Genomic DNA, 18,060 nt, shown 5'->3' with positions numbered 1-18,060 from the left:
GTCAGCGGGCCGTCGCCAGGGCGGCGACCGCCGGCAGGATATGGTGTTCACACAAGGGCGCCAAGGGCAGGCCGTGCGGCGGTTGCAGCGGCACCCAGGCCAGTTCGGCGATTTCCGCCTGCGCGCAGGGCTCACCTTCGATCCACACCTGCCAGGCCTGCGCCTGCACGCGGTGGCCGGGCTCGTTCACCGCCCAGTCCTCGAAACTGCCGAGTGCGATGGCGGAGGCGGTGTGCAGCTGCACACCGAGTTCTTCGTCCAGCTCGCGCGCCAGCGCCTGCAGTGGCGCTTCACCCGGCGCGGGCTTGCCACCGGGCTGGATGAAGCGGCTGGCACCGTGCTTGCGCACCACCAGCGCCCGGCCGCGGTCATCCAGGATGACCGCAGCCACGATCCGGATCGTGGCCGCGGCAGTGCTCACTTCAGGTTCTGCTCGAACAGCTTGAGGATGCGCTTGTACTGGTCCAGCCAGGAATCGGCACGGGTGTAGCCGTGGCGTTCCAGCGGGTACGGCGCAATGGACCAGTTGTCCTTGTGCAGCTCGATCAGGCGCTGGGTCAGGTTGACCGAATCCTGGAAGAACACGTTGTCATCCATCATGCCGTGGGCGATCAGCAGGTGGTCCTGCAGGTTCTGCGCGTACTCGATCGGCGAAGACACGCGGTACGCCTCCGGGTCGATGTCCGGGGTGTTGAGGATGTTGCTGGTGTAGCCGTGGTTGTACTGGTGCCAGTCGACCACCGGGCGCAGCGCGGCGCCGGCCTTGAACGTGCCCGGCGAGCGGAACAGCGCCATGAAGGTCATGAAGCCGCCGTAGGAACCGCCGTAGATGCCGGCGTGGTCACGGTCGCCCTGCTGGGTGTCGACCAGCCAGTCCAGGCCGTCCTTGTAGTCTTCCAGTTCCGGATGGCCCATGTTGCGGTAGATCGCCGTACGCCAGTCGCGGCCGTAGCCCTCGCTGCCGCGGTAATCCATGTCCAGCACGATGTAGCCCTTCTGCACCAGCAGGTTGTGGAACATCTGCTCGCGGAAGTAGGCCGGGTAGCGCTGGTGCACGTTCTGCAGGTAGCCGGCGCCGTGCACGAACATCACGATCGGGTACTTCCTGCCGGGTTCCTTGTTTTCGGGTTCGTAGTACTTGGCCCAGACCACGCCGGCACCGTGCCTGGACGGCACCGCCACCAGCTTCGGCTGGATCCACTGGCGCGCCTTGAACTCGGCGGTGCGGGTGTCGGTCAACATGCGCGCCTGGCCACCGGCACTGGGGACAACCGCCACCTGCGCCGGCAGGTACGCGCCGGAGTAACGCACCAGCAGCTGCTGGCCATCCGGCGACAGCGAGAAGTCTTCCACGCCATTGAGGCTGGTCAGTTCGCGCACCTGGCGGCTGCCGGTGTCGACCGCACAGACCTCGTAATCATGCGGGGCCTGCTGGTTGCACAGGAAGTAGAAGCCCTTGCCATCGGCCGACAGCACCGGCGCCGAGGTTTCCCACTTGCCGCGGGTCAGCGCCTGCGGCTTGGCCGTGCCGGCCTGGGTGTACAGGTGCGAGTAGCCCGATTCCTCGGACAGCAGCCACAGCGTGCGGCCGTCGGCCATCCAGCCGAAATCGTTGAAGCCCCAGTTGATCCACGCGTTGTCGGTCAGCCGGTGGCGGTTCTGCACGCGGCCATCGGCGGCGGCTACGCTGATGATCCAGCGATCCTTGTTGTCATTGGCGCGCAGCATCACCGCGGCCTGCTGGCCGTCGGCGCTCCAGCGGATGCCGCCGCCCATGAAATCGCTCATCACCTGCACGCTGCGTTCGCCCTTCAGCGCGTCCTTGCCGGCCTTGCGGCGCAGCTCGGCCAGCGGATCGGTGCTGATGCCGGGCAGGCTGGCCAGCGACAGCTTTTCGGCCTTGCCGCTGCGCACGTCCACGAACCACAGGGTGTGCGGCTCGGCGCCATTGCGGCCGACGCGGGTGCGGGTGTCTTCGGTTTCCTCGTAGCCCGACTCGGTCACGTACAGCGGCATCTTGCCGCCGCGGCCGTCGTCGAAATCCTTCGGCTTGGTGGTGACCACCAGGTGCCCCAGGTCCGGCGACAGCACGCTGTCGACGATCTCCACCTCGGCCCCCAGGAATACCGGGCCCGGTGCACGGGTCGGGTCGGCCTGGCGCCAGCGCTGGTCCTGTTCCTTCAGCGCCTCACGCTGCTCGCGGTCGCGGCGCAGGGTTTCCAGGGTGCGCAGCTGCTGGTCGCGCAGCACGTCGGCCTTCGGCGGCGCGCCCGGGTCCTTCTCGGCCTTCAGGCTGGCCACCTGCTGCACGCCGCTGGCGGCGGTCCAGTGGAACCAGTTCTGGCCCACGCGCCAGATCACGCCGTTGTCGGCGGCGAAGTTCACGCCGCTGGCGCGTTCGTTGCTGCGGGTCAACTGGGTCAACGCGCCGCTGCGCAGGTCGCGCACGAACACGTCGCCATTGCGCACGAAGGCGCTGCGGGTACGGCTGCGGTCGTAGACCGGGTCGGCCACGTCCAGGCTGCCGCGCTGGTCATCGGCCACCTGCGCGGCCACGCCACCGGCGACCGGCTGGCGGAAGGTGTCGCGCACCGGGCTGCCGTTGCGCTTGAGCTGGTACTCCACCTGCTGGCTGTTCCACGACCACCAGGCCTTCTCGACCGGCGGACCGATCCAGTCCGGGTCGGCCATGGCCTGTTCGATGGTGAGCGGCGTCGGCGCGGCATGCGCGGCCGGTGCGGCCAGCACGGCCGACAGCAGGAGGGACAGGGGCAGCACTCGGGACATGGGCGGACGGCACCAGAAGAGGAAACCGGGCAAGGGTAGCAGCCGCTCGTGCCGCGGGAGGGGGCCACAGGTCATGGCAGCGGAATCGGCAAAACGCTGCAACCGGTTGCCGGCCTCGCGCATCCATTCTCCTGAACCCGCATCATCCACCGGACAGGAGCCCGACCATGCAGGAACTCATCCCGATCACCCTTTTCATCTGCATCGCCTATGCGATCCATGCCATTGCCGATGCGCGTGCGCGCAGCAAGCTGGTGGCCCCGCACGTGCCCGAGGAAGTGATCCGCTCGCTGGCCGTGCTGGAAGAAGAGCGCCGCCGCCAGGGGGCGCTGCGCTGGGGCATCAGCCTGGTCTGCCTGGCCCTGGCCATGGCCCTGCTGGAAGCCATCGGTGCCCGTGACCTGACCTTTGGCGCCGCCGCCGCGCTGGTCGGCAGTGCCGGCCTCGGCCAGCTGCTGGCGTGGCACTTCACCCGTCCTGCCGCACGCAGGGGCTGAGCCGGCACATGCCACGGGCGCCAGGAGGGCATTGCGCATGAGCCTGCTGGGCGGTGCCCTGGCCGCGCTGCGCGGGCGTTCCCGCGACGCTCCCGTGGAGACACCGGCTGCGTGGGAGGACGACCGCGCGCTGGTGGTCGCGATCATCGATGGTTCGCAGGCAGCGTTCGCGCAGCTGGTGCGGGCCCATCAACGCACCTGCGCGCATGTGATCGGGCGCATGGTCGGCGACCGCGACCAGGTGGCTGACCTGCTGCAGGAAACCTTTCTGGCGGTGTTCCGCCAGCTGCACCGGTTCCGCTTTGAATCTTCGTTGCGGACCTGGGTTTCGCGGGTGGCCTACACCACCGCGCTGCAGCACCTGCGCCGGCGACGGCTGGAGGCGCAGTGGATGGTGGCGGTGGAGGAGCCGGAGGAACGCGGTATCGGCGACGACGGCCCGGGCCCGGCCGAGCTGAGTGAGGCACTGCAGTCCGGGCGCCACCTCGGCGCGGCGCTGGAGCGGTTGAGTGCGCCGCAGCGGCTGATCGTCGGCCTGCATTATCTGGAGGATTTCGATCTGGCCGAGATCGAACAGGTGACCGGACTGGCGCGCGGTACCATCAAGAGCCACCTGCACCGCGCGCGCCAGGTCCTGAAGCAGGAACTGACGCGGCACGCCACCGCCGGAGAGCTGCTGTGAGCACACCGACCGACCCCCGCGATGCGGAAGCGCGCGCACTGGCGCAGGCGTTGCGTGAGCAGGCGCAGCAGGAAGACGCGCCGGATGTGAGCGAGGCGCTGCAGCAGCGCATTGCCACCGAGTCGCGCGACAGTGGTGTGGGCTATGTGGTGGTGCAGGTGGTGTTGTTGGGGGCGTTGGTGGCGGCCGGCGCCTGGTATTTCTGGCAGTGAGGCCTCCGCCGGGCATGGCCCGGCGCTACCGTGGGGGGGGGCTGGGTCGCCGGGCATGGCCCGGCGCTACCGTTTTCCCCGCGCATGGCTATGCGTTCGTCGGATCGGCGCCCGCGGGTCATGGGGCGCGGGCATGGCCCGGCGGGCTGTCGCAGCCTGCGACAAAGTGAAGCAGCGCGTCACCTGGTCGCATCCTGCCTTAACCAATTCCTCCTAAAGTGGTCCGGTATCCCACCGGTCGCAGGCAGGAGGCGTCCCTTGGACGCGTTGTTGTTGTCCCGGATCCAGTTCGGATTCGTCATCAGTTTCCACGTGCTGTTCCCGGCCTTCACCATCGGTACGGCCAGCTGGCTGGCCTTCATCGAATGGCGCTGGCTGCGCACGAAATTGCCGGTATGGCGCGAGCTGTACTTCTTCTGGCAGAAGATCTTCGCCGTGTCGTTCGGCATGGGCGTGGTCAGCGGCATCGTCATGGCCTTCCAGTTCGGCACCAACTGGCCGCGGCTGAGCGAGGTCGCCGGGACGGTGATCGGCCCGCTGCTGACCTACGAAGTACTGACCGCCTTCTTCCTGGAAGCCAGCTTCCTCGGCGTGATGATGTTCGGCTGGGGCCGGGTCTCGCCGCGGCTGCATTTCCTGTCCACCTGCATGGTGGCGCTGGGCACGCTGTTCTCCACGTTCTGGATCCTGTCGTCCAACAGCTGGCTGCACACCCCGGCCGGCTACGAGATGGTCAACGGCATCGTGCATCCGGTGGACTGGTGGCAGGTGGTGTTCAATCCCTCGTTCCCGTACCGCCTGGCGCACATGGCGCTGGGCTCGTTCATCACCACCTGTTTCGTGATCGGTGGCGTCGGCGCGTGGTACCTGCGCAGGGGCACGCACGTGGAAGCCGGCCGCCGCATGCTGATCGCGGCGGTGGCGTTCGCCGCGCTGACCGTACCGGTGCAGATCTTCGTCGGCGACATGCATGGCCTGAACACGCTCAAGCACCAGCCGATGAAGATCGCGGCGATGGAAGCGCACTGGCATGAAACCAAGGAAGGCGAGGGCGTGCCGCTGGTGGTGTTCGCACTGCCCAACGAAAAGGAAGAGCGCAACGATTTCGAAGTGGCGATCCCGAAGCTGGGCAGCGTGATCCTCACCCACAGCCTGGACGGTACCTTCGATCCGCTCACCTCGGTACCCGCCAGCGAGCGGCCACCGGTGACGCCGGTGTTCTTCGCCTTCCGCATCATGGTCGGGCTGGGCACGCTGATGCTGCTGCTGGCCTGGGTCTCGGCCTTCCAGTTGTGGCGCAGGAAGCTGCTCGATTCGCCGTGGCTGCTGCGTGGCTGGAACTGGATGCTGCCCAGCGGCTTCATCGCGCTGCTGTCGGGCTGGTTCGTCACCGAGATGGGGCGCCAGCCGTGGGTGGTGCATGGCGTGCTGCGCACCGCCGATGCGGTCGGCCCGCAGAGCGCGTGGATGACCGCGCTGTCGCTGGGCGTCTACGTGGTCGGCTACGCCTTCGTGTTCGGCTGGGGTATCTGGTATCTGGTGAAGATCCTGCGCCACGGGCCGCAGCCCTACGACCAGGGACCGTCGCTGGACCATGGCAGCCACACCCCGGCGCGCCCGTTGTCGGCGGCCGACGAACCGCTGGAGGAGCGCTGACATGGACCTGATGACCTGGCTGCCGGTGGCGTGGTTCGCGGTGATCGGCTTCGGCGTGCTGATGTACGTGGTGCTGGATGGCTTCGTGCTCGGCATCGGCATCCTCGCCCCGTTCGCCGAGGACGAGGAACAGCTGGACCTGATGATGAACACCGCCGCGCCGATCTGGGACGGCAACGAGACCTGGCTGGTGCTGGGCGGTGCCGGCCTGCTGGCGGCGTTCCCCAAGGCCTACGCGGTACTGCTGTCGGCGCTGTACCTGCCGGTACTGCTGCTGGTGGTGGCACTGGTGTTCCGCGGCGTGGCGTTCGAGTTCCGCTTCAAGGCGCACCGCTCGCGGCGGGTGTGGAGCGTCGCCTTTGGACTGGGTTCGGTGCTGGCCACGTTCGCCCAGGGCGTGATCCTGGGCACGCTGGTGCAGGGCCTGCGGCTGGTCGATGGGGTCTACCAGGGCGGCGCGTTCGGCTGGTTCAGCCCGTTCGCGATGCTGACCGGCGCCGCGCTGGTGGCCGGCTATGCGCTGCTGGGCAGCACCTGGCTGATCCTCAAGACCGAGGGCCGCGTGCAGGCGCTGGCGCGGCAGATGACCCGTCCGCTGGTGGTGGCGGTGATCGCGGCGATGGGGCTGGTCAGCAGCTGGCTGCCCTTCCTCGATTCGCGGCTGATGGCGCGCTGGTTCAGCGACGGCAATTTCTGGTGGCTGTCGCCGGTGCCGCTGCTGACCCTGGCGGTGGCGGTCGCGTTGTGGCGCAGTGCCACCCACCCGCGCCGTGACCTGCCCCCGTTCCTGCTCAGTCTGGCCCTGTTCGTGCTCGGCTTCGCCGGCCTGGTGCTGGGCATGTGGCCGTACCTGCTGCCGCCGTCGATGACCCTGTGGCAGGCCGCGGCGCCGGAATCGTCGCTGGGCTTCACCCTGGTCGGGCTGGTGGTGCTGCTGCCGGTCATCCTGGGCTACACGGCCTGGTCCTACCGGGTCTTCCGCGGCAAGGTGCGCGCCGACGCCGGCTACCACTGATCCACACGCCGCCACGCGCGGTGACGGGGAGCGGCCGGTGACCGTTCCCCGTTGGGCTTTGTGAAACATGTCATCCCCGCGTCGGACGTGCTAGCGTGCGCACCTTTCCGGCAGCCAGGGGGGCGGCCGGCGACGTCCTGGACGGATGCGTGGCTGCAGGAATGGGGGGCTGCCGCGTATCGCCATCATGGCTCGTGCCTATCGTTCGCCCATCGAAACATCACCGGTAATGATCGAATTCTCCGTTGTCGACTGGGCCGCCTGGGCGCCTGGGCTGAACGAGCGCAGCCAATGGCGGGGCTGGGCCGACGCACCGTTCCTGCCGCATGGTGAGGGCGCTCCGGCGCTGGCCGAAGTGCCGGCCATGCAGCGGCGCCGCATCGAGCGGCTGGGGCGCATGGCGATCCAGACCGCCTGCTGGTGCGAGGACGGGCAGGGCGCCGACAGCCAGGTGCCGCTGGTGTTCGCCAGCCGCCATGGCGACGTGGCCCGTTCGATGGACCTGCTGGGATCGCTGGCGGCCGACGAGCCGCTGTCGCCGACCGGGTTCGGTCTGTCGGTGCACAACGCGATCGCCGCGCTGTATTCGATCGCCCGCGGCCATCGCGGCAATTACCTTGCGCTGTCCGCCGGCCAGGCCACGGTGGAGGCGGCCTGCCTGGAAGCGGTCGGCCTGCTGGCTGACGGCGCGCGCGAAGTGCGTGTGGTGGTCTATGAGTCGCCATTGCCCGACGTTTATGCCGGTTTCGCCGACGAACCCGACCCGTTCTTCGCCTGGTGCTGGCGTCTGGCGGCGCCGGGCAGCGCCGATGGCACTGATCTGTCGCTGCACTGGCAGGCCGCGACCGACGCGGCGCCGACCGTCCCGGGCCTGCTGCCGCACGCGCTGGACCTGCACCGGTTCCTGCTCTCGGCCGACCCGCAGCTGACCCATGTGACCCAGGGCCAACGCTGGTGCTGGCGGCGCCGTGGCTGAGGCGCTGCGCCGCCTCGACCATGCCTGGCGGGTGTTCGGCACCGGCCTGAGTTTCGCTGCCTTCGGCGTGGGCGGGCTGCTGCTGGGCGTGCTGGTGATGCCGGTGCTGCTGCTGATGCGCGACCCGGTCGCCCGCCGCCGCCGCGCCCGCCGCGTGGTCCAGTGCGCCTTCGCCAGCCACGTCTGGCTGATGCGCCGGCTGGGGGTGATGACGCTGCAGGTCGAGGGGCGCGAACGCCTGCACCGTGATGGCCTGCTGGTGCTGGCCAACCACCCGACCCTGATCGACGTGGTGTGCCTGATCGCCCTGCTGCCCAACGCCGACTGCGTGGTCAAGCGCGCGGTGGCCTGCAATCCGTTCATGCGTGGCCCGGTGCGCGCGGCCGGCTACATCGCCAATGATGACGGCGCCGGCCTGGTCGATGACTGCGTGGCGGCGGTGCACGCCGGCGGTACCCTGGTCATCTTCCCGGAAGGCACCCGCAGCGTGCCGGGACAGCCGCCGCGGCTGCAGCGCGGGGCCGCCAACATCGCCGTGCGCGGCCGCCTGGACATCACCCCGGTGCGCATCACCTGCACCCCTCCGACGCTGACCAAGGGCCAGAAGTGGTATCGTGTGCCCTCACGTCGCTTTCACGTTCAGCTGCAGATCGGCGAAGATATCCCGATCGCGCCGTTCCTGGCCGAAGATGACTCGCCAAGGGGGGATGCCTTGGCAGCCCGTCGCGTCACCGACCACCTCACTCGTTATTTCGACCTGTCTGGAGATCCGACCCGTGCAAGCACTTGAGCACGAGATCAAGGAATTGATCATTTCCTCGCTTTCGCTGGAGGACATCACCCCGGAGGACATCGATCCGACGGCGCCGTTGTTCGTTGAAGGGCTGGGCCTGGATTCGATCGATGCGCTGGAACTGGGCCTGGCGCTGCAGAAGAAGTACGGTGTCAGCCTATCCGCCGATTCGGAAGAAACCCGTCGCCATTTCTCCAGCGTGCGTGCGCTCGGCGAGTTCGTCGCCGCCCGCCAGTCGTAAGGCGCCAGGAACTGCCATGACCAAGAATGAACTGTTCGAGCGCATCGTCCGCATCCTGACCGACAGCTTCGAGATCGAGCCGGCCCGGATCAGCCCGGAGTCGCGCCTGTATGACGACCTGGACATCGACAGCATCGATGCCGTGGACCTGATCGTGCAGCTGAAGCCGCTGCTCGGCCGCAACCTGCAGCCGGAAGCCTTCAAGGCCGTGCGCACGGTGCAGGACATCGTTGATGTCGTGCATGGCCTGCTGCCGGACCAGGCGGCTGCCTGACAGAAGCACAGGCATCACCTCCATGGCACGGGCACGCATGGTCGTGGTGGCAGCGATTTCGCTGGCCTATCCCGTGCTGGTCTACCTGGCGATGGGCCGGTTCGAGCCGCGCTGGCTGTCACTGCTGCTGTTCGGGCTGGCGCTGCTGCGTGCACTGAGTACCCGGCAGCCCCTGTGGTGGGCCGCCGCTGCCGGCGCCGGCCTGCTGGCGGGGCTGGCCACGGTGCTCAACCAGGCGCTGCCGCTGAAGCTGTACCCGGCGCTGGTGAACGTGGTGATGCTGACGGTTTTCGCCACCAGCCTGCGCTTCGGCCCGCCGCTGGTGGAACGCCTGGCACGCCTGCAGGAGCCGGACCTGCCGCCGTTCGCGGTGGTCTATACCCGTCGTGTCACCCAGGTGTGGTGCGGCTTTTTCGTTCTCAACGGGGGCCTGGCCCTGCTCACGGCGCTGTACGCGTCGGACCGGGTCTGGATGCTCTACAACGGATTGTTGGCGTACGTGATGATGGGATTGTTGTTCGCGGGCGAATGGCTGGTGCGGCGGCGGGTCAAGGCGGCACACGCGCATGTCTGAGTGGATCGCCCTGGACCGGCTGCTGGTCACCGCGCAACCCGGCCGCGAGGTGGGAATCTGTGACGGCATTGCCATCGATCACACCGCATTCCGCGCAAGCGCACTGGCCTGGAAGGCCGCCTTCAGTGCGGCCGAAGGCCGCGACTGGGCGCTCTACTTCGACGATGCCGTGGCCTTCGCTGCCGCGCTGTTCGGCGCCTGGCACGCCGGCAAGCGGGTGTTCCTGGCCGCCGACAACCTGCCCGCCACCCTCCAGGTGCTGCAGCCGCAGGTGAGCGGATTCGCCGGCGATCTGTCCGCCGATTACCGGCCGCTGCAGCGCGGCACCGTCGGCCCAGACGCCGCGCTGCCGCCGTTGGACGAGCGTGCCTGCGAACTGTGCGTGTTCACCTCCGGCAGCACCGGCCAGCCGAGTGCGATCCGCAAGCGGCTGGATCAGCTGGCGCGCGAGGTGGATGCCCTGCAGGCGGCCTTCGGCGCCCAGCTCGACGGCGCGCAGGTGCATGGCACGGTGTCGCACCAGCATATCTACGGCCTGCTGTTCCGGGTGCTGTGGCCGCTGGCGGCCGGTCGCACGATCCAGCCGCGCCGCTTCTTCCATGAAGATCTGGTAGGTGCGCTGGCCGGGGCCGATACGGTGCTGGTGGCCACGCCGGCCCATCTCAAGCGCCTGCCCGGGCAGCTCGACTGGGCCAGCCTGCACGGGCGGCTGCGTGCGGTGTTCTCGTCCGGCGGGCCGCTGCCGGAGGACGCTGCACGGCAGGTCCGCCAGTGGTTGGGCGTGGCCCCTACCGAGGTCTATGGCAGCAGTGAAACCGGCGGCATCGCCTGGCGCCGCTGGGAGACCGATGTGCCGCCGTGGCAGCCGCTGCCGGGCGTGCAGTGGCGCATCGAGGAGGACTGCCTGGCGGTGGCGTCGCCGCATCTGGAAACGGCCGGCTGGTGGCGTACCCAGGATCGGGTGGAAGCGCTGGCCGATGGCCGCTTCCGCCTGCTCGGCCGCGCCGACCGCATCGTCAAGATCGAAGAACGCCGGGTCTCGCTGGACGCCCTGGAACGCGCCCTGCGCGAGGATCCGGAAGTGGACGACGTGCGCGTGCTGGTGCTGTCCGGCCAGCGCGAACAGCTGGCCGCGGTCGTGGTGCCGGCGGATCCGGCACTGGCCCGCGCCGGCGATGGCGCGCGCCGCGCGCTCGGGCAGCGGCTCGGTGCGCGGCTGGCGCAGGGGCATGATGCGGTCACCCGGCCACGGCGCTGGCGGCTGGTCGACGCACTGCCGCTCAACGCGCAGGGCAAGGTCACCCAGGCGGCGCTGCGCGCGCTGTTCCAGCCGCTGATGCCGGTGCCGGTGTGGGAACGGCGCGAGGACAGCGCCGCCACCCTGCGGATGGTGCTGGACCCGGCATTGCGCCCGTTCCAGGGGCACTTCCCGCAGGCCGCGATCCTGCCGGGCGTGGCGCAGCTGGACTGGGCGGTGCGCTTCGGCCGCCAGGCGTTCGCACTGCCAGCCGGGTTCCTGCGCATGGACGCAGTGAAGTTCCAGCACATCGCCCGCCCGGGCGACGAACTGACCCTGCAGCTGGAGTGGGACGCGGCGCGCAGCGTGCTGACGTTCCGCTACACCTCTCTCCATGGCGTGCACGCCAGCGGCAAGGTGGTCTTCGCCGATGCGCACTGAGCCGGCCATCCCCGGTGGTGCGTTCGCGCCGCTGGTGGTCATTCCTGTCTATGACCACGAACACGCCATCGGCGCGGTGGTGGAGGGCGTACAGGCCGCCGGCCTGCCATGCCTGCTGGTGGATGACGGCTCGCGGCCCTCCTGCGCGGCGGTCCTGCGGGCGCTGGCGCAGCGCAGCGGGGTCGCGCTGCTGCGGCTGGAGGAGAACCAGGGCAAGGGCGGGGCGATGCTGGCCGGCTTCGGCGAAGCGCAGCGCTGCGGCTACAGCCACGTGCTGCAGATCGATGCCGACGGCCAGCACGATACCGGCGACCTGGCCCGCTTCATCGACAGCGCGCGCGCGCATCCGGACGCAGTGATCTGCGGCATTCCGGCCTACGATGCCAGCGTGCCCAAGGCGCGCCTGTACGGTCGCTATGCCACCCATGTCTGGGTCTGGATCAACACGCTGTCGCTGCACCTGCGCGACACCATGTGCGGCTTCCGCGTGTATCCGCTGCCACCGGTGCTGCGCCTGGTGGGCGAAGAGACCATCGGCCGGCGCATGGATTTCGACACTGAGATCATGGTGCGCCTGTACTGGCGCCAGGTGCCGGTCGAGCACCTGGCCACGCGCGTGACCTATCCGGCCGATGGCGTCTCGCACTTCGACGTGTGGCGTGACAACGTGCGCATCAGCCGCATGCACACGCGCCTGTTCTTCGGCATGCTGTGGCGTGCCCCGCGGCTGCTGTGGCGCCGCCTGCAGGGGCAGGGCTGAGATGGAACGCGCGCAGGGCGCTCCGCATTGGGCCGATATCGGCGAATCCACCTCGGTGGCCGGCGTGCTGTTCCTGTGCTGGGTGCATCGCTGGTTCGGGCGCTGGCCCTTCCGCCTGTGCGTATGGCCGGTGGTGGCCTGCCACTGGCTGGGCAACCGCGTCGGCCGCCAGGCATCGATGCAGTACCTGCACCGGCTGCAGGCGCATACCGGCGCGTTGGGCCATGCACCCACGCGGCGCGACAGCCTGCGCCATTTCTTCAGCTTCGCCGACACGATGCTGGACAAGATCCTCGGCCTGGGCGGGCGCTATCCGCCGCAGCGCATCCGCCTGCAGCGCGACCTGGTGCTGAACAGGATCGCGCGTCGCGAAGGCGGCCTGATCCTGACCGCGCACATCGGCTGCCTGGAACTGTGCCAGGTGCTGGCCGAGCAGGTGCCGGGCTTCCGCATCACCGTGCTGGTGCACACCGCGCATGCGCAGCGCTTCAACCGGCTGTTGCAGCGGCTGGACCCGCTGGCGGCAGTGGAACTGGTGCAGGTGACCGAAATGGGCCCGGCCACGGCGATGCTGCTGGCCGACAAGGTCGCCTCTGGCGGCTTTGTGGCCATCGTCGGCGACCGTGTACCGGTGCAGGGCGGGCGCAGCGTGGTGGCCGATTTCCTCGGCCACCGCGCGCCGTTCCCGATCGGTGCCTATGTGCTGGCCGCCGCCTTGGGCTGCCCGGTCTACACGATGTCCTGCCTGCACGAGGGCGAGGGCTATCGCGTGGCGTTTGAACAGTTTGCCGACCGCGTGCTGCTGCCACGCGGCTCGCGCGATGCCGCACTGGCCGAACAGGCGCAGCGTTTCGCGCACTGGCTGGAACTGCAGGTCACCCAGTCCCCGTTGGACTGGTTCAATTTCTTCCCCTTCTGGGACCAGGCTCCTCATGACGATTGACGCCGTACCCGTGTGCCGCTTCGGCGATGCACCGCTGACCATTGAAGACGTGGTCGCCCTGGCCCAGCGCCGCTGCGAAGCCGCCCTGAGCGACGTGCCGGTCTTCCGCGCGCACATCCAGCGCGGTGCCGATTTCCTCGACCGCCTGCTGCGCGAGGACGGGGTGATCTACGGCGTGACCACCGGCTACGGCGATTCGTGCACGGTGAACATCCCGCCGGCGCTGGTGGCCGAGCTGCCGCACCACCTGTACACCTACCACGGTTGCGGGCTGGGCCGTTACCTGGACCCGGCCGAGACCCGTGCGGTGCTGGCCGCGCGCCTGGCCTCGCTGGTGCGCGGCATGTCCGGCGTCAGCGTGCCGCTGCTGGAAGGGCTGGCCACGCTGCTGCAGCACGACGTGCTGCCGCTGATCCCGGCCGAAGGCTCGGTGGGCGCCAGTGGCGACCTGACCCCGTTGTCCTACGTGGCGGCGGTGCTGTGCGGCGAGCGCGAGGTGCTGCACGACGGGCGCGTGCAGCCGGCGGCCGAGGTGCTGGCGCTGATCGGCATGACCCCGCTGAAGCTGCGGCCGAAGGAAGGCCTGGCGATCATGAACGGCACCGCGGTGATGACCGGCCTGGCATGCCTGGCCTGGCAGCGCGCCGACTACCTGGCGCGCCTGGCCACCCGCCTGACCGCCTTCAACGTGTTGTCCAGCGACGGCAACGCGCACCACTTCGACGAAACCCTGTTTGCGGCCAAGCCGCACCCGGGCCAGTCGCGCATCGCCGCGCGCCTGCGCAGCGATCTGCACAGCGAGCGCCCGCCGCGCAACGAGCAGCGCCTGCAGGACCGCTATTCGCTGCGCTGTGCGCCGCACGTGATCGGCGTGCTGGAAGACACGCTGCCGTTCCTGCGCCAGCTGATCGAAACCGAGCTGAACAGCGCCAATGACAATCCGTTGATCGACGCCGAAGGCGAGCGCATCCTGCACGGTGGCCACTTCTACGGCGGCCATATCGCACTGGCGATGGATACGCTGAAGAACACCGTGGCCAATCTTGCCGACCTGCTCGACCGGCAGCTGGCGCTGGTGGTCGATGCCCGCTACAACCACGGCCTGCCGGCCAACCTGTCGGCGGCCACCGGGCCGCGCGCGGCCATCAACCATGGCCTGAAGGCGCTGCAGATCAGCGTGTCGGCGTGGACCGCCGAAGCGCTGAAGCAGACCCTGCCGGCTTCGGTGTTCTCGCGCTCCACTGAATGCCACAACCAGGACAAGGTCAGCATGGGCACCATCGCCGCGCGCGACTGCCTGCGCGTGATCGAACTGACTGAACAGGTGGTGGCCGCGATGCTGATCGCTGCCCGCCAGGGCCTGGCCCTGCGCGAACGGGTTGGCATGAACGCGCAGTTGCATGGCAGTCTGGCCGACATGTACGCCGACCTGGGGCAGCGCATCGCCCTGGTCGAAGAAGACCGCGCGCTGGATCGCGAACTGCGGGAACTGCTGGTGGAGATCCGCGCGCAACGCTGGGAGCTGTATGTCGGTGAATGAGGCCATCGAACGGGTCGGCGAGATTGCGTTGACCCCTGCTTTCCATGACTGCGACCCGATGAACGTGGTCTGGCATGGCAACTACTTCAAGTACTTCGAGATCGCACGCTGCGCGCTGCTCGGCCGCTACGACTACGACTACCCGCAGATGCTCGAATCGGGCTACCTGTGGCCGGTGGTCGACGCGCGGGTGAAGTACGTGCGCCCGCTGCTGTTCAACCAGCCGCTGCGCGTGATTGCGCGCATCGTGGAGTGGGAGAACCGGCTGAAGATCGAATACGAAATCCTCGATGCGGCCAGCGGCCAGGTGCTGACCCGTGCGATGACCATCCAGGTCGCGGTCGACGCGGCCAGCAAGGAGATGCTGTACCAGTGCCCGGCGGTGCTGTGGGAGCGTCTTGGAGTGCCTGCCCCGTGAACCGGATTCTCCATCTTCCGCGCGTGCTGCTGTGCGCGCTGCTGCTGATTGCTGCGCCGTGGGCGCAGGCCGCCGATCCCGCCGTGGATGCGATCACCCAGGCAGTGGCGCGGCCCGACGTGCTGCGCGGCCAGTTCACCCAGGAAAAGCAGGTCAGCGGGTTCAGGAACCCGCTGCGCTCGCAGGGCCGGTTCGTGGTCGCGCGCCAGCACGGCGTGATCTGGTCCACGCTCAAGCCGTTCCCCTCCGAGGTGGTGGTCACCGCCGACCGCATCCTCAGCCGCCAGCGCGACGGCAGCACCCGGGTCGAGCTGGACGCGCGCCAGCAGCCGGCGATGCGCTCGGTGAACGCGATCATGTTCGCGCTGATGAGCGGTGACGTGCAGGCGCTGTCCAGCCAGTTCAACGTGCAGGCCAGCCGTGACGGACAGGGCTGGCGACTGCGGCTGACCCCGAAGTCGGCGATGCTGGCCAAGGCCTTCCAGTCGCTCACCCTGCAGGGCGACCGCTACGTGCGCCAGGTCGAGATCGTCGAGGCCAACAAGGACCGCACGCAGATCACCTTCAGCGCCCTGAGCGAGGCCCCGGCCACGCTCAATGCCGATGAGGCGCGCCGCTTTGAGTGAGGCTGCGGCAGCCAACGCAGCGGACCGCCTGCGGCGCTGGTGGCACTGGCTGGGCATCGCCTGGCTGGTGCTGCTGCTGGTGCTGGGCGTGCAGCAGTGGCGGCTGTGGAGCGAGCAGTCGCGGATCGACACCGACATCCTTGCCCTGCTGCCACAGGATGCGCATGACCGCCTGTTGAGTGACGTCACCCGGCGCATCGCCGATGGCAGTTCGCGGCAGGTGGTGGTGTTGCTCGGCAGCAAGGATGGCGCTGCCGCCAAGCGCGCGCAGGCGGCCTTCGCGGCGGCCATGGCGCAGGACGCCGAGCACGCCCTGCTGGTGCCCAGTGGCTCGATCGAAGGCTGGTTCGATGAGGCGCGTGCGTTCTACGCGCCGTACCGTGACCGCCTGCTGACGCCGGCCCAGCGCGGGCAGCTGCAGGGCAGCGCGCCGGGCGCGCTGGCCGAACAGGCCCTGGCTGCGCTGTACGGCCCGATGGGTGCGCCGCGGCTGACTGAATGGCGGCAGGATCCGCTGTCGCTGTGGCCGCAGTGGTGGCAGCAGCAGGCGCAGGGTTCGGGCTTGCGCCTGGGCGATGACGGCCTGCTGGAAGCCGAAGGCAGGCATTGGGCGGCGCTGCAGTTCGACACCCCTGGATCGGCCTTCAAGCTTGATGGCGAGCGCCACCTGGACGCTCTGCTCGAGCGTGCCGGGCAGGCGGCCAGGGCGGCCGCACCGGAGCTGGAGATCCTGCATGCCGGCGTACCGCTGCATGCTGAGGCCGCAGCCGTGCAGGCCAACCGGGAGATCAACACCATCGGTTGGGGCTCGCTGGCGGCGGTGCTGCTGCTGGTGTGGCTGGCGTTCCGTTCGCTGCGGCCGATCCTGCTGGTCGGCGCCTCGCTGCTGATCGGCTGCGGGGTGGCGTTGGCGGTCACGGTGCTGGTGTTCGGCAAGGTGCATGTGCTGACACTGGTGTTCGGTGCCTCGCTGGTCGGCGTCGCCGAAGACTATGGAATCCACTGGTTCGCCTCGCGCCAGGCCGAACCGGCCGAGCGCCGCTGGAAACTGCTGCGGCACCTGCTGCCGGGGCTGTGGCTGGCGCTGCTGACCAGCGCGCTGGCCTACCTTGCGCTGGGCCTGGCACCGTTCCCGGGCCTGCGCCAGATGGCGCTGTTCTCGGTGGTCGGTCTGGCCGCAGCGTTCCTGACCGTGATCTTCTGGTTCCCGTGGCTGGACGGCGGTGACATCGGCAAGACCCGTTTCTCGCAGTGGCTGGGCAACACCCTGGAGCGCTTCCCGCGCCTGCACGGTACGCGCCCGGTGGCGGTTTTCCTGGCGGTGGCGGTGCTGGTGTCGGCCGTCGGCATCGCCCGCCTGCAGAGCAATGACGACCTGCGCAGCCTGCAGTCGTCGCCGCCGGCACTGATGGCCCAGCAGATCCGCCTCAGCCAGCTGCTGGGCATGCCCAGCCCGGCGCAGTTCTACCTGGTGCAGGGCCGTGACGCCGGACAGCTGTTGCAGCGCGAAGAAGCGCTGACCGAGCGCCTGCGGGTACTGGCCGGTGACAAGCGCATTGGTGGCTATCGCGCGATCAGCGACTGGCTGCCGTCGCCGGCGCGCCAGCAGGCCGATGCCGCGCTGACCGCGAAGGTGGAACCGGGCGTGCTGCAGGCGGTGTCCGATGCGGTCGGCGAACCCCTGGCGCGCCCGCAGTTCGCCGCCACGCCCTTGACCGCCGACGCATTCCTGGCCTCGCCGGCCTCACAGCCGTTCCGACACCTGTGGGTGGGCGAGGTGGGAGGGCAGATGATCAGCGTGGTGATGGTCGACGACCTGTCGCGCGCCGATGCGCTGACGACCCTGCGTGGGGTGGCGGAGGGTCTGCCGGGTGTGCGCTGGGTGGACCGCACGGCCGACTTCTCGCAGCTGCTGGGCCACTACCGCAAGCTGATGGGCGGGCTGCTGCTGGTCGGCATCGTGCTGGTGTTCGGCGCGCTGTGGCTGCGCTACCGGCGCCAGGCCTGGCGCGTGATCGCGCCGACGCTGATTGCCGGCGCGTTGACGCTGGGCCTGCTGGGCCTGTTCGGCCAGCCGCTGCAGCTGTTCAACGTGCTGGCGCTGATGCTGCTGCTGGGCATGGGCATCGACTACGGCATCTTCCTGATCGAGCACCGCGGCGATGCCAGTGCCTGGCTGGCGGTGTGCGTGGGCGCGGCCAGCACCTGGCTGTCGTTCGGCCTGCTGGGGCTGTCGCAGACCCCGGCGCTGCGCGCGTTCGGGCTGACCCTGCTGTTCGGCATCGGCCTGGTCTGGCTCATCTCGCCGCTGTTCCGGCCGCCGCCGCACGGTGCGCCACCGGCCTGACCCGCTTCCGTTTTCTTCCTTCCACCTGATCGAGCAACAAG

19 protein-coding genes are annotated in these 18,060 nt (G+C 69.1%); 17 read left to right on the top strand and 2 right to left on the bottom strand.

Going from position 1 to position 18,060, the window contains the following annotated elements:
- Position 1: 1 nt before the first annotated feature.
- Both Q5Z10_RS20760 and Q5Z10_RS20755 read right to left on the bottom strand, forming a co-directional pair.
- Positions 2-421 (bottom strand): NUDIX hydrolase, encoded by a 420-nt coding sequence (locus Q5Z10_RS20760; protein WP_303637226.1) that lies wholly within the window; start codon positions 419-421, stop codon positions 2-4.
- Positions 418-2,787 carry a S9 family peptidase gene (locus Q5Z10_RS20755; protein ID WP_303637225.1) on the bottom strand — a complete coding sequence of 790 codons (2,370 nt, stop codon included), beginning with the start codon at positions 2,785-2,787 and terminating at the stop codon, positions 418-420. The genes Q5Z10_RS20760 and Q5Z10_RS20755 overlap by 4 nt, the downstream gene beginning before the upstream one ends.
- A gap of 167 nt (positions 2,788-2,954) precedes the next feature.
- On the opposite strand from Q5Z10_RS20755, the gene Q5Z10_RS20750 reads away from it, so the two are divergent.
- From Q5Z10_RS20750 to Q5Z10_RS20670, 17 genes are all read left to right on the top strand, one after another.
- Positions 2,955-3,284, top strand: coding sequence for a hypothetical protein (locus Q5Z10_RS20750; RefSeq protein WP_303637224.1), 330 nt, complete (start codon positions 2,955-2,957; stop codon positions 3,282-3,284).
- A gap of 37 nt (positions 3,285-3,321) precedes the next feature.
- The gene (locus tag Q5Z10_RS20745) at positions 3,322-3,966 is read left to right on the top strand and encodes an RNA polymerase sigma factor (protein WP_303637223.1); all 645 of its coding nucleotides are present in this window, start codon (positions 3,322-3,324) and stop codon (positions 3,964-3,966) included.
- Entirely contained in the window at positions 3,963-4,178 is a 216-nt protein-coding gene (locus Q5Z10_RS20740) for a hypothetical protein (protein WP_303637222.1), read from the top strand. Before Q5Z10_RS20745 ends, Q5Z10_RS20740 begins: the two co-directional genes overlap by 4 nt.
- A 258-nt stretch (positions 4,179-4,436) precedes the next feature.
- The gene (locus tag Q5Z10_RS20735) at positions 4,437-5,834 is read left to right on the top strand and encodes a cytochrome ubiquinol oxidase subunit I (protein ID WP_303637221.1); all 1,398 of its coding nucleotides are present in this window, start codon (positions 4,437-4,439) and stop codon (positions 5,832-5,834) included.
- 1 nt (position 5,835) lies between these two features.
- The gene (gene cydB, locus Q5Z10_RS20730; RefSeq protein ID WP_303637220.1) at positions 5,836-6,849 is read left to right on the top strand and encodes a cytochrome d ubiquinol oxidase subunit II; all 1,014 of its coding nucleotides are present in this window, start codon (positions 5,836-5,838) and stop codon (positions 6,847-6,849) included.
- Positions 6,850-7,078: 229 nt separating this feature from the next.
- Entirely contained in the window at positions 7,079-7,825 is a 747-nt protein-coding gene (locus Q5Z10_RS20725; RefSeq protein WP_303637219.1) for a beta-ketoacyl synthase chain length factor, read from the top strand.
- Entirely contained in the window at positions 7,818-8,615 is a 798-nt protein-coding gene (locus tag Q5Z10_RS20720; RefSeq protein ID WP_303637218.1) for a lysophospholipid acyltransferase family protein, read from the top strand. Before Q5Z10_RS20725 ends, Q5Z10_RS20720 begins: the two co-directional genes overlap by 8 nt.
- Positions 8,602-8,859 carry a phosphopantetheine-binding protein gene (locus Q5Z10_RS20715; protein ID WP_005411610.1) on the top strand — a complete coding sequence of 86 codons (258 nt, stop codon included), beginning with the start codon at positions 8,602-8,604 and terminating at the stop codon, positions 8,857-8,859. The genes Q5Z10_RS20720 and Q5Z10_RS20715 overlap by 14 nt, the downstream gene beginning before the upstream one ends.
- 16 nt (positions 8,860-8,875) lie before the next feature.
- Entirely contained in the window at positions 8,876-9,133 is a 258-nt protein-coding gene (locus Q5Z10_RS20710; RefSeq protein WP_303637217.1) for an acyl carrier protein, read from the top strand.
- 22 nt (positions 9,134-9,155) lie between these two features.
- On the top strand, positions 9,156-9,707 hold the full coding sequence (locus Q5Z10_RS20705; protein WP_303637216.1) for a COG4648 family protein: 552 nt from the start codon (positions 9,156-9,158) through the stop codon (positions 9,705-9,707).
- The gene (locus tag Q5Z10_RS20700) at positions 9,700-11,385 is read left to right on the top strand and encodes an ApeI family dehydratase (protein WP_303637215.1); all 1,686 of its coding nucleotides are present in this window, start codon (positions 9,700-9,702) and stop codon (positions 11,383-11,385) included. Before Q5Z10_RS20705 ends, Q5Z10_RS20700 begins: the two co-directional genes overlap by 8 nt.
- Positions 11,375-12,145, top strand: coding sequence for a glycosyltransferase family 2 protein (locus tag Q5Z10_RS20695; RefSeq protein ID WP_303637214.1), 771 nt, complete (start codon positions 11,375-11,377; stop codon positions 12,143-12,145). Before Q5Z10_RS20700 ends, Q5Z10_RS20695 begins: the two co-directional genes overlap by 11 nt.
- A gap of 1 nt (position 12,146) precedes the next feature.
- Positions 12,147-13,088 carry a lysophospholipid acyltransferase family protein gene (locus Q5Z10_RS20690; RefSeq protein ID WP_303637213.1) on the top strand — a complete coding sequence of 314 codons (942 nt, stop codon included), beginning with the start codon at positions 12,147-12,149 and terminating at the stop codon, positions 13,086-13,088.
- A complete protein-coding gene (locus Q5Z10_RS20685) occupies positions 13,078-14,628 on the top strand; it encodes an HAL/PAL/TAL family ammonia-lyase (protein WP_303637212.1) in 1,551 nt (516 codons plus the stop codon). Before Q5Z10_RS20690 ends, Q5Z10_RS20685 begins: the two co-directional genes overlap by 11 nt.
- On the top strand, positions 14,615-15,046 hold the full coding sequence (locus Q5Z10_RS20680; protein WP_303637211.1) for an acyl-CoA thioesterase: 432 nt from the start codon (positions 14,615-14,617) through the stop codon (positions 15,044-15,046). Before Q5Z10_RS20685 ends, Q5Z10_RS20680 begins: the two co-directional genes overlap by 14 nt.
- On the top strand, positions 15,043-15,672 hold the full coding sequence (locus Q5Z10_RS20675) for an outer membrane lipoprotein carrier protein LolA (protein ID WP_303637210.1): 630 nt from the start codon (positions 15,043-15,045) through the stop codon (positions 15,670-15,672). Before Q5Z10_RS20680 ends, Q5Z10_RS20675 begins: the two co-directional genes overlap by 4 nt.
- Positions 15,644-18,019 (top strand): MMPL family transporter, encoded by a 2,376-nt coding sequence (locus Q5Z10_RS20670; RefSeq protein ID WP_303637209.1) that lies wholly within the window; start codon positions 15,644-15,646, stop codon positions 18,017-18,019. The genes Q5Z10_RS20675 and Q5Z10_RS20670 overlap by 29 nt, the downstream gene beginning before the upstream one ends.
- The last annotated feature ends 41 nt before the right edge of the window (positions 18,020-18,060 follow it).

Source organism: Stenotrophomonas sp. 704A1 (assembly GCF_030549525.1).
GTDB lineage: Bacteria > Pseudomonadota > Gammaproteobacteria > Xanthomonadales > Xanthomonadaceae > Stenotrophomonas > Stenotrophomonas tuberculopleuritidis.
Note: the sequence above shows the minus strand (reverse complement) of the source record. Positions and strands in the feature narration are given on the sequence as shown.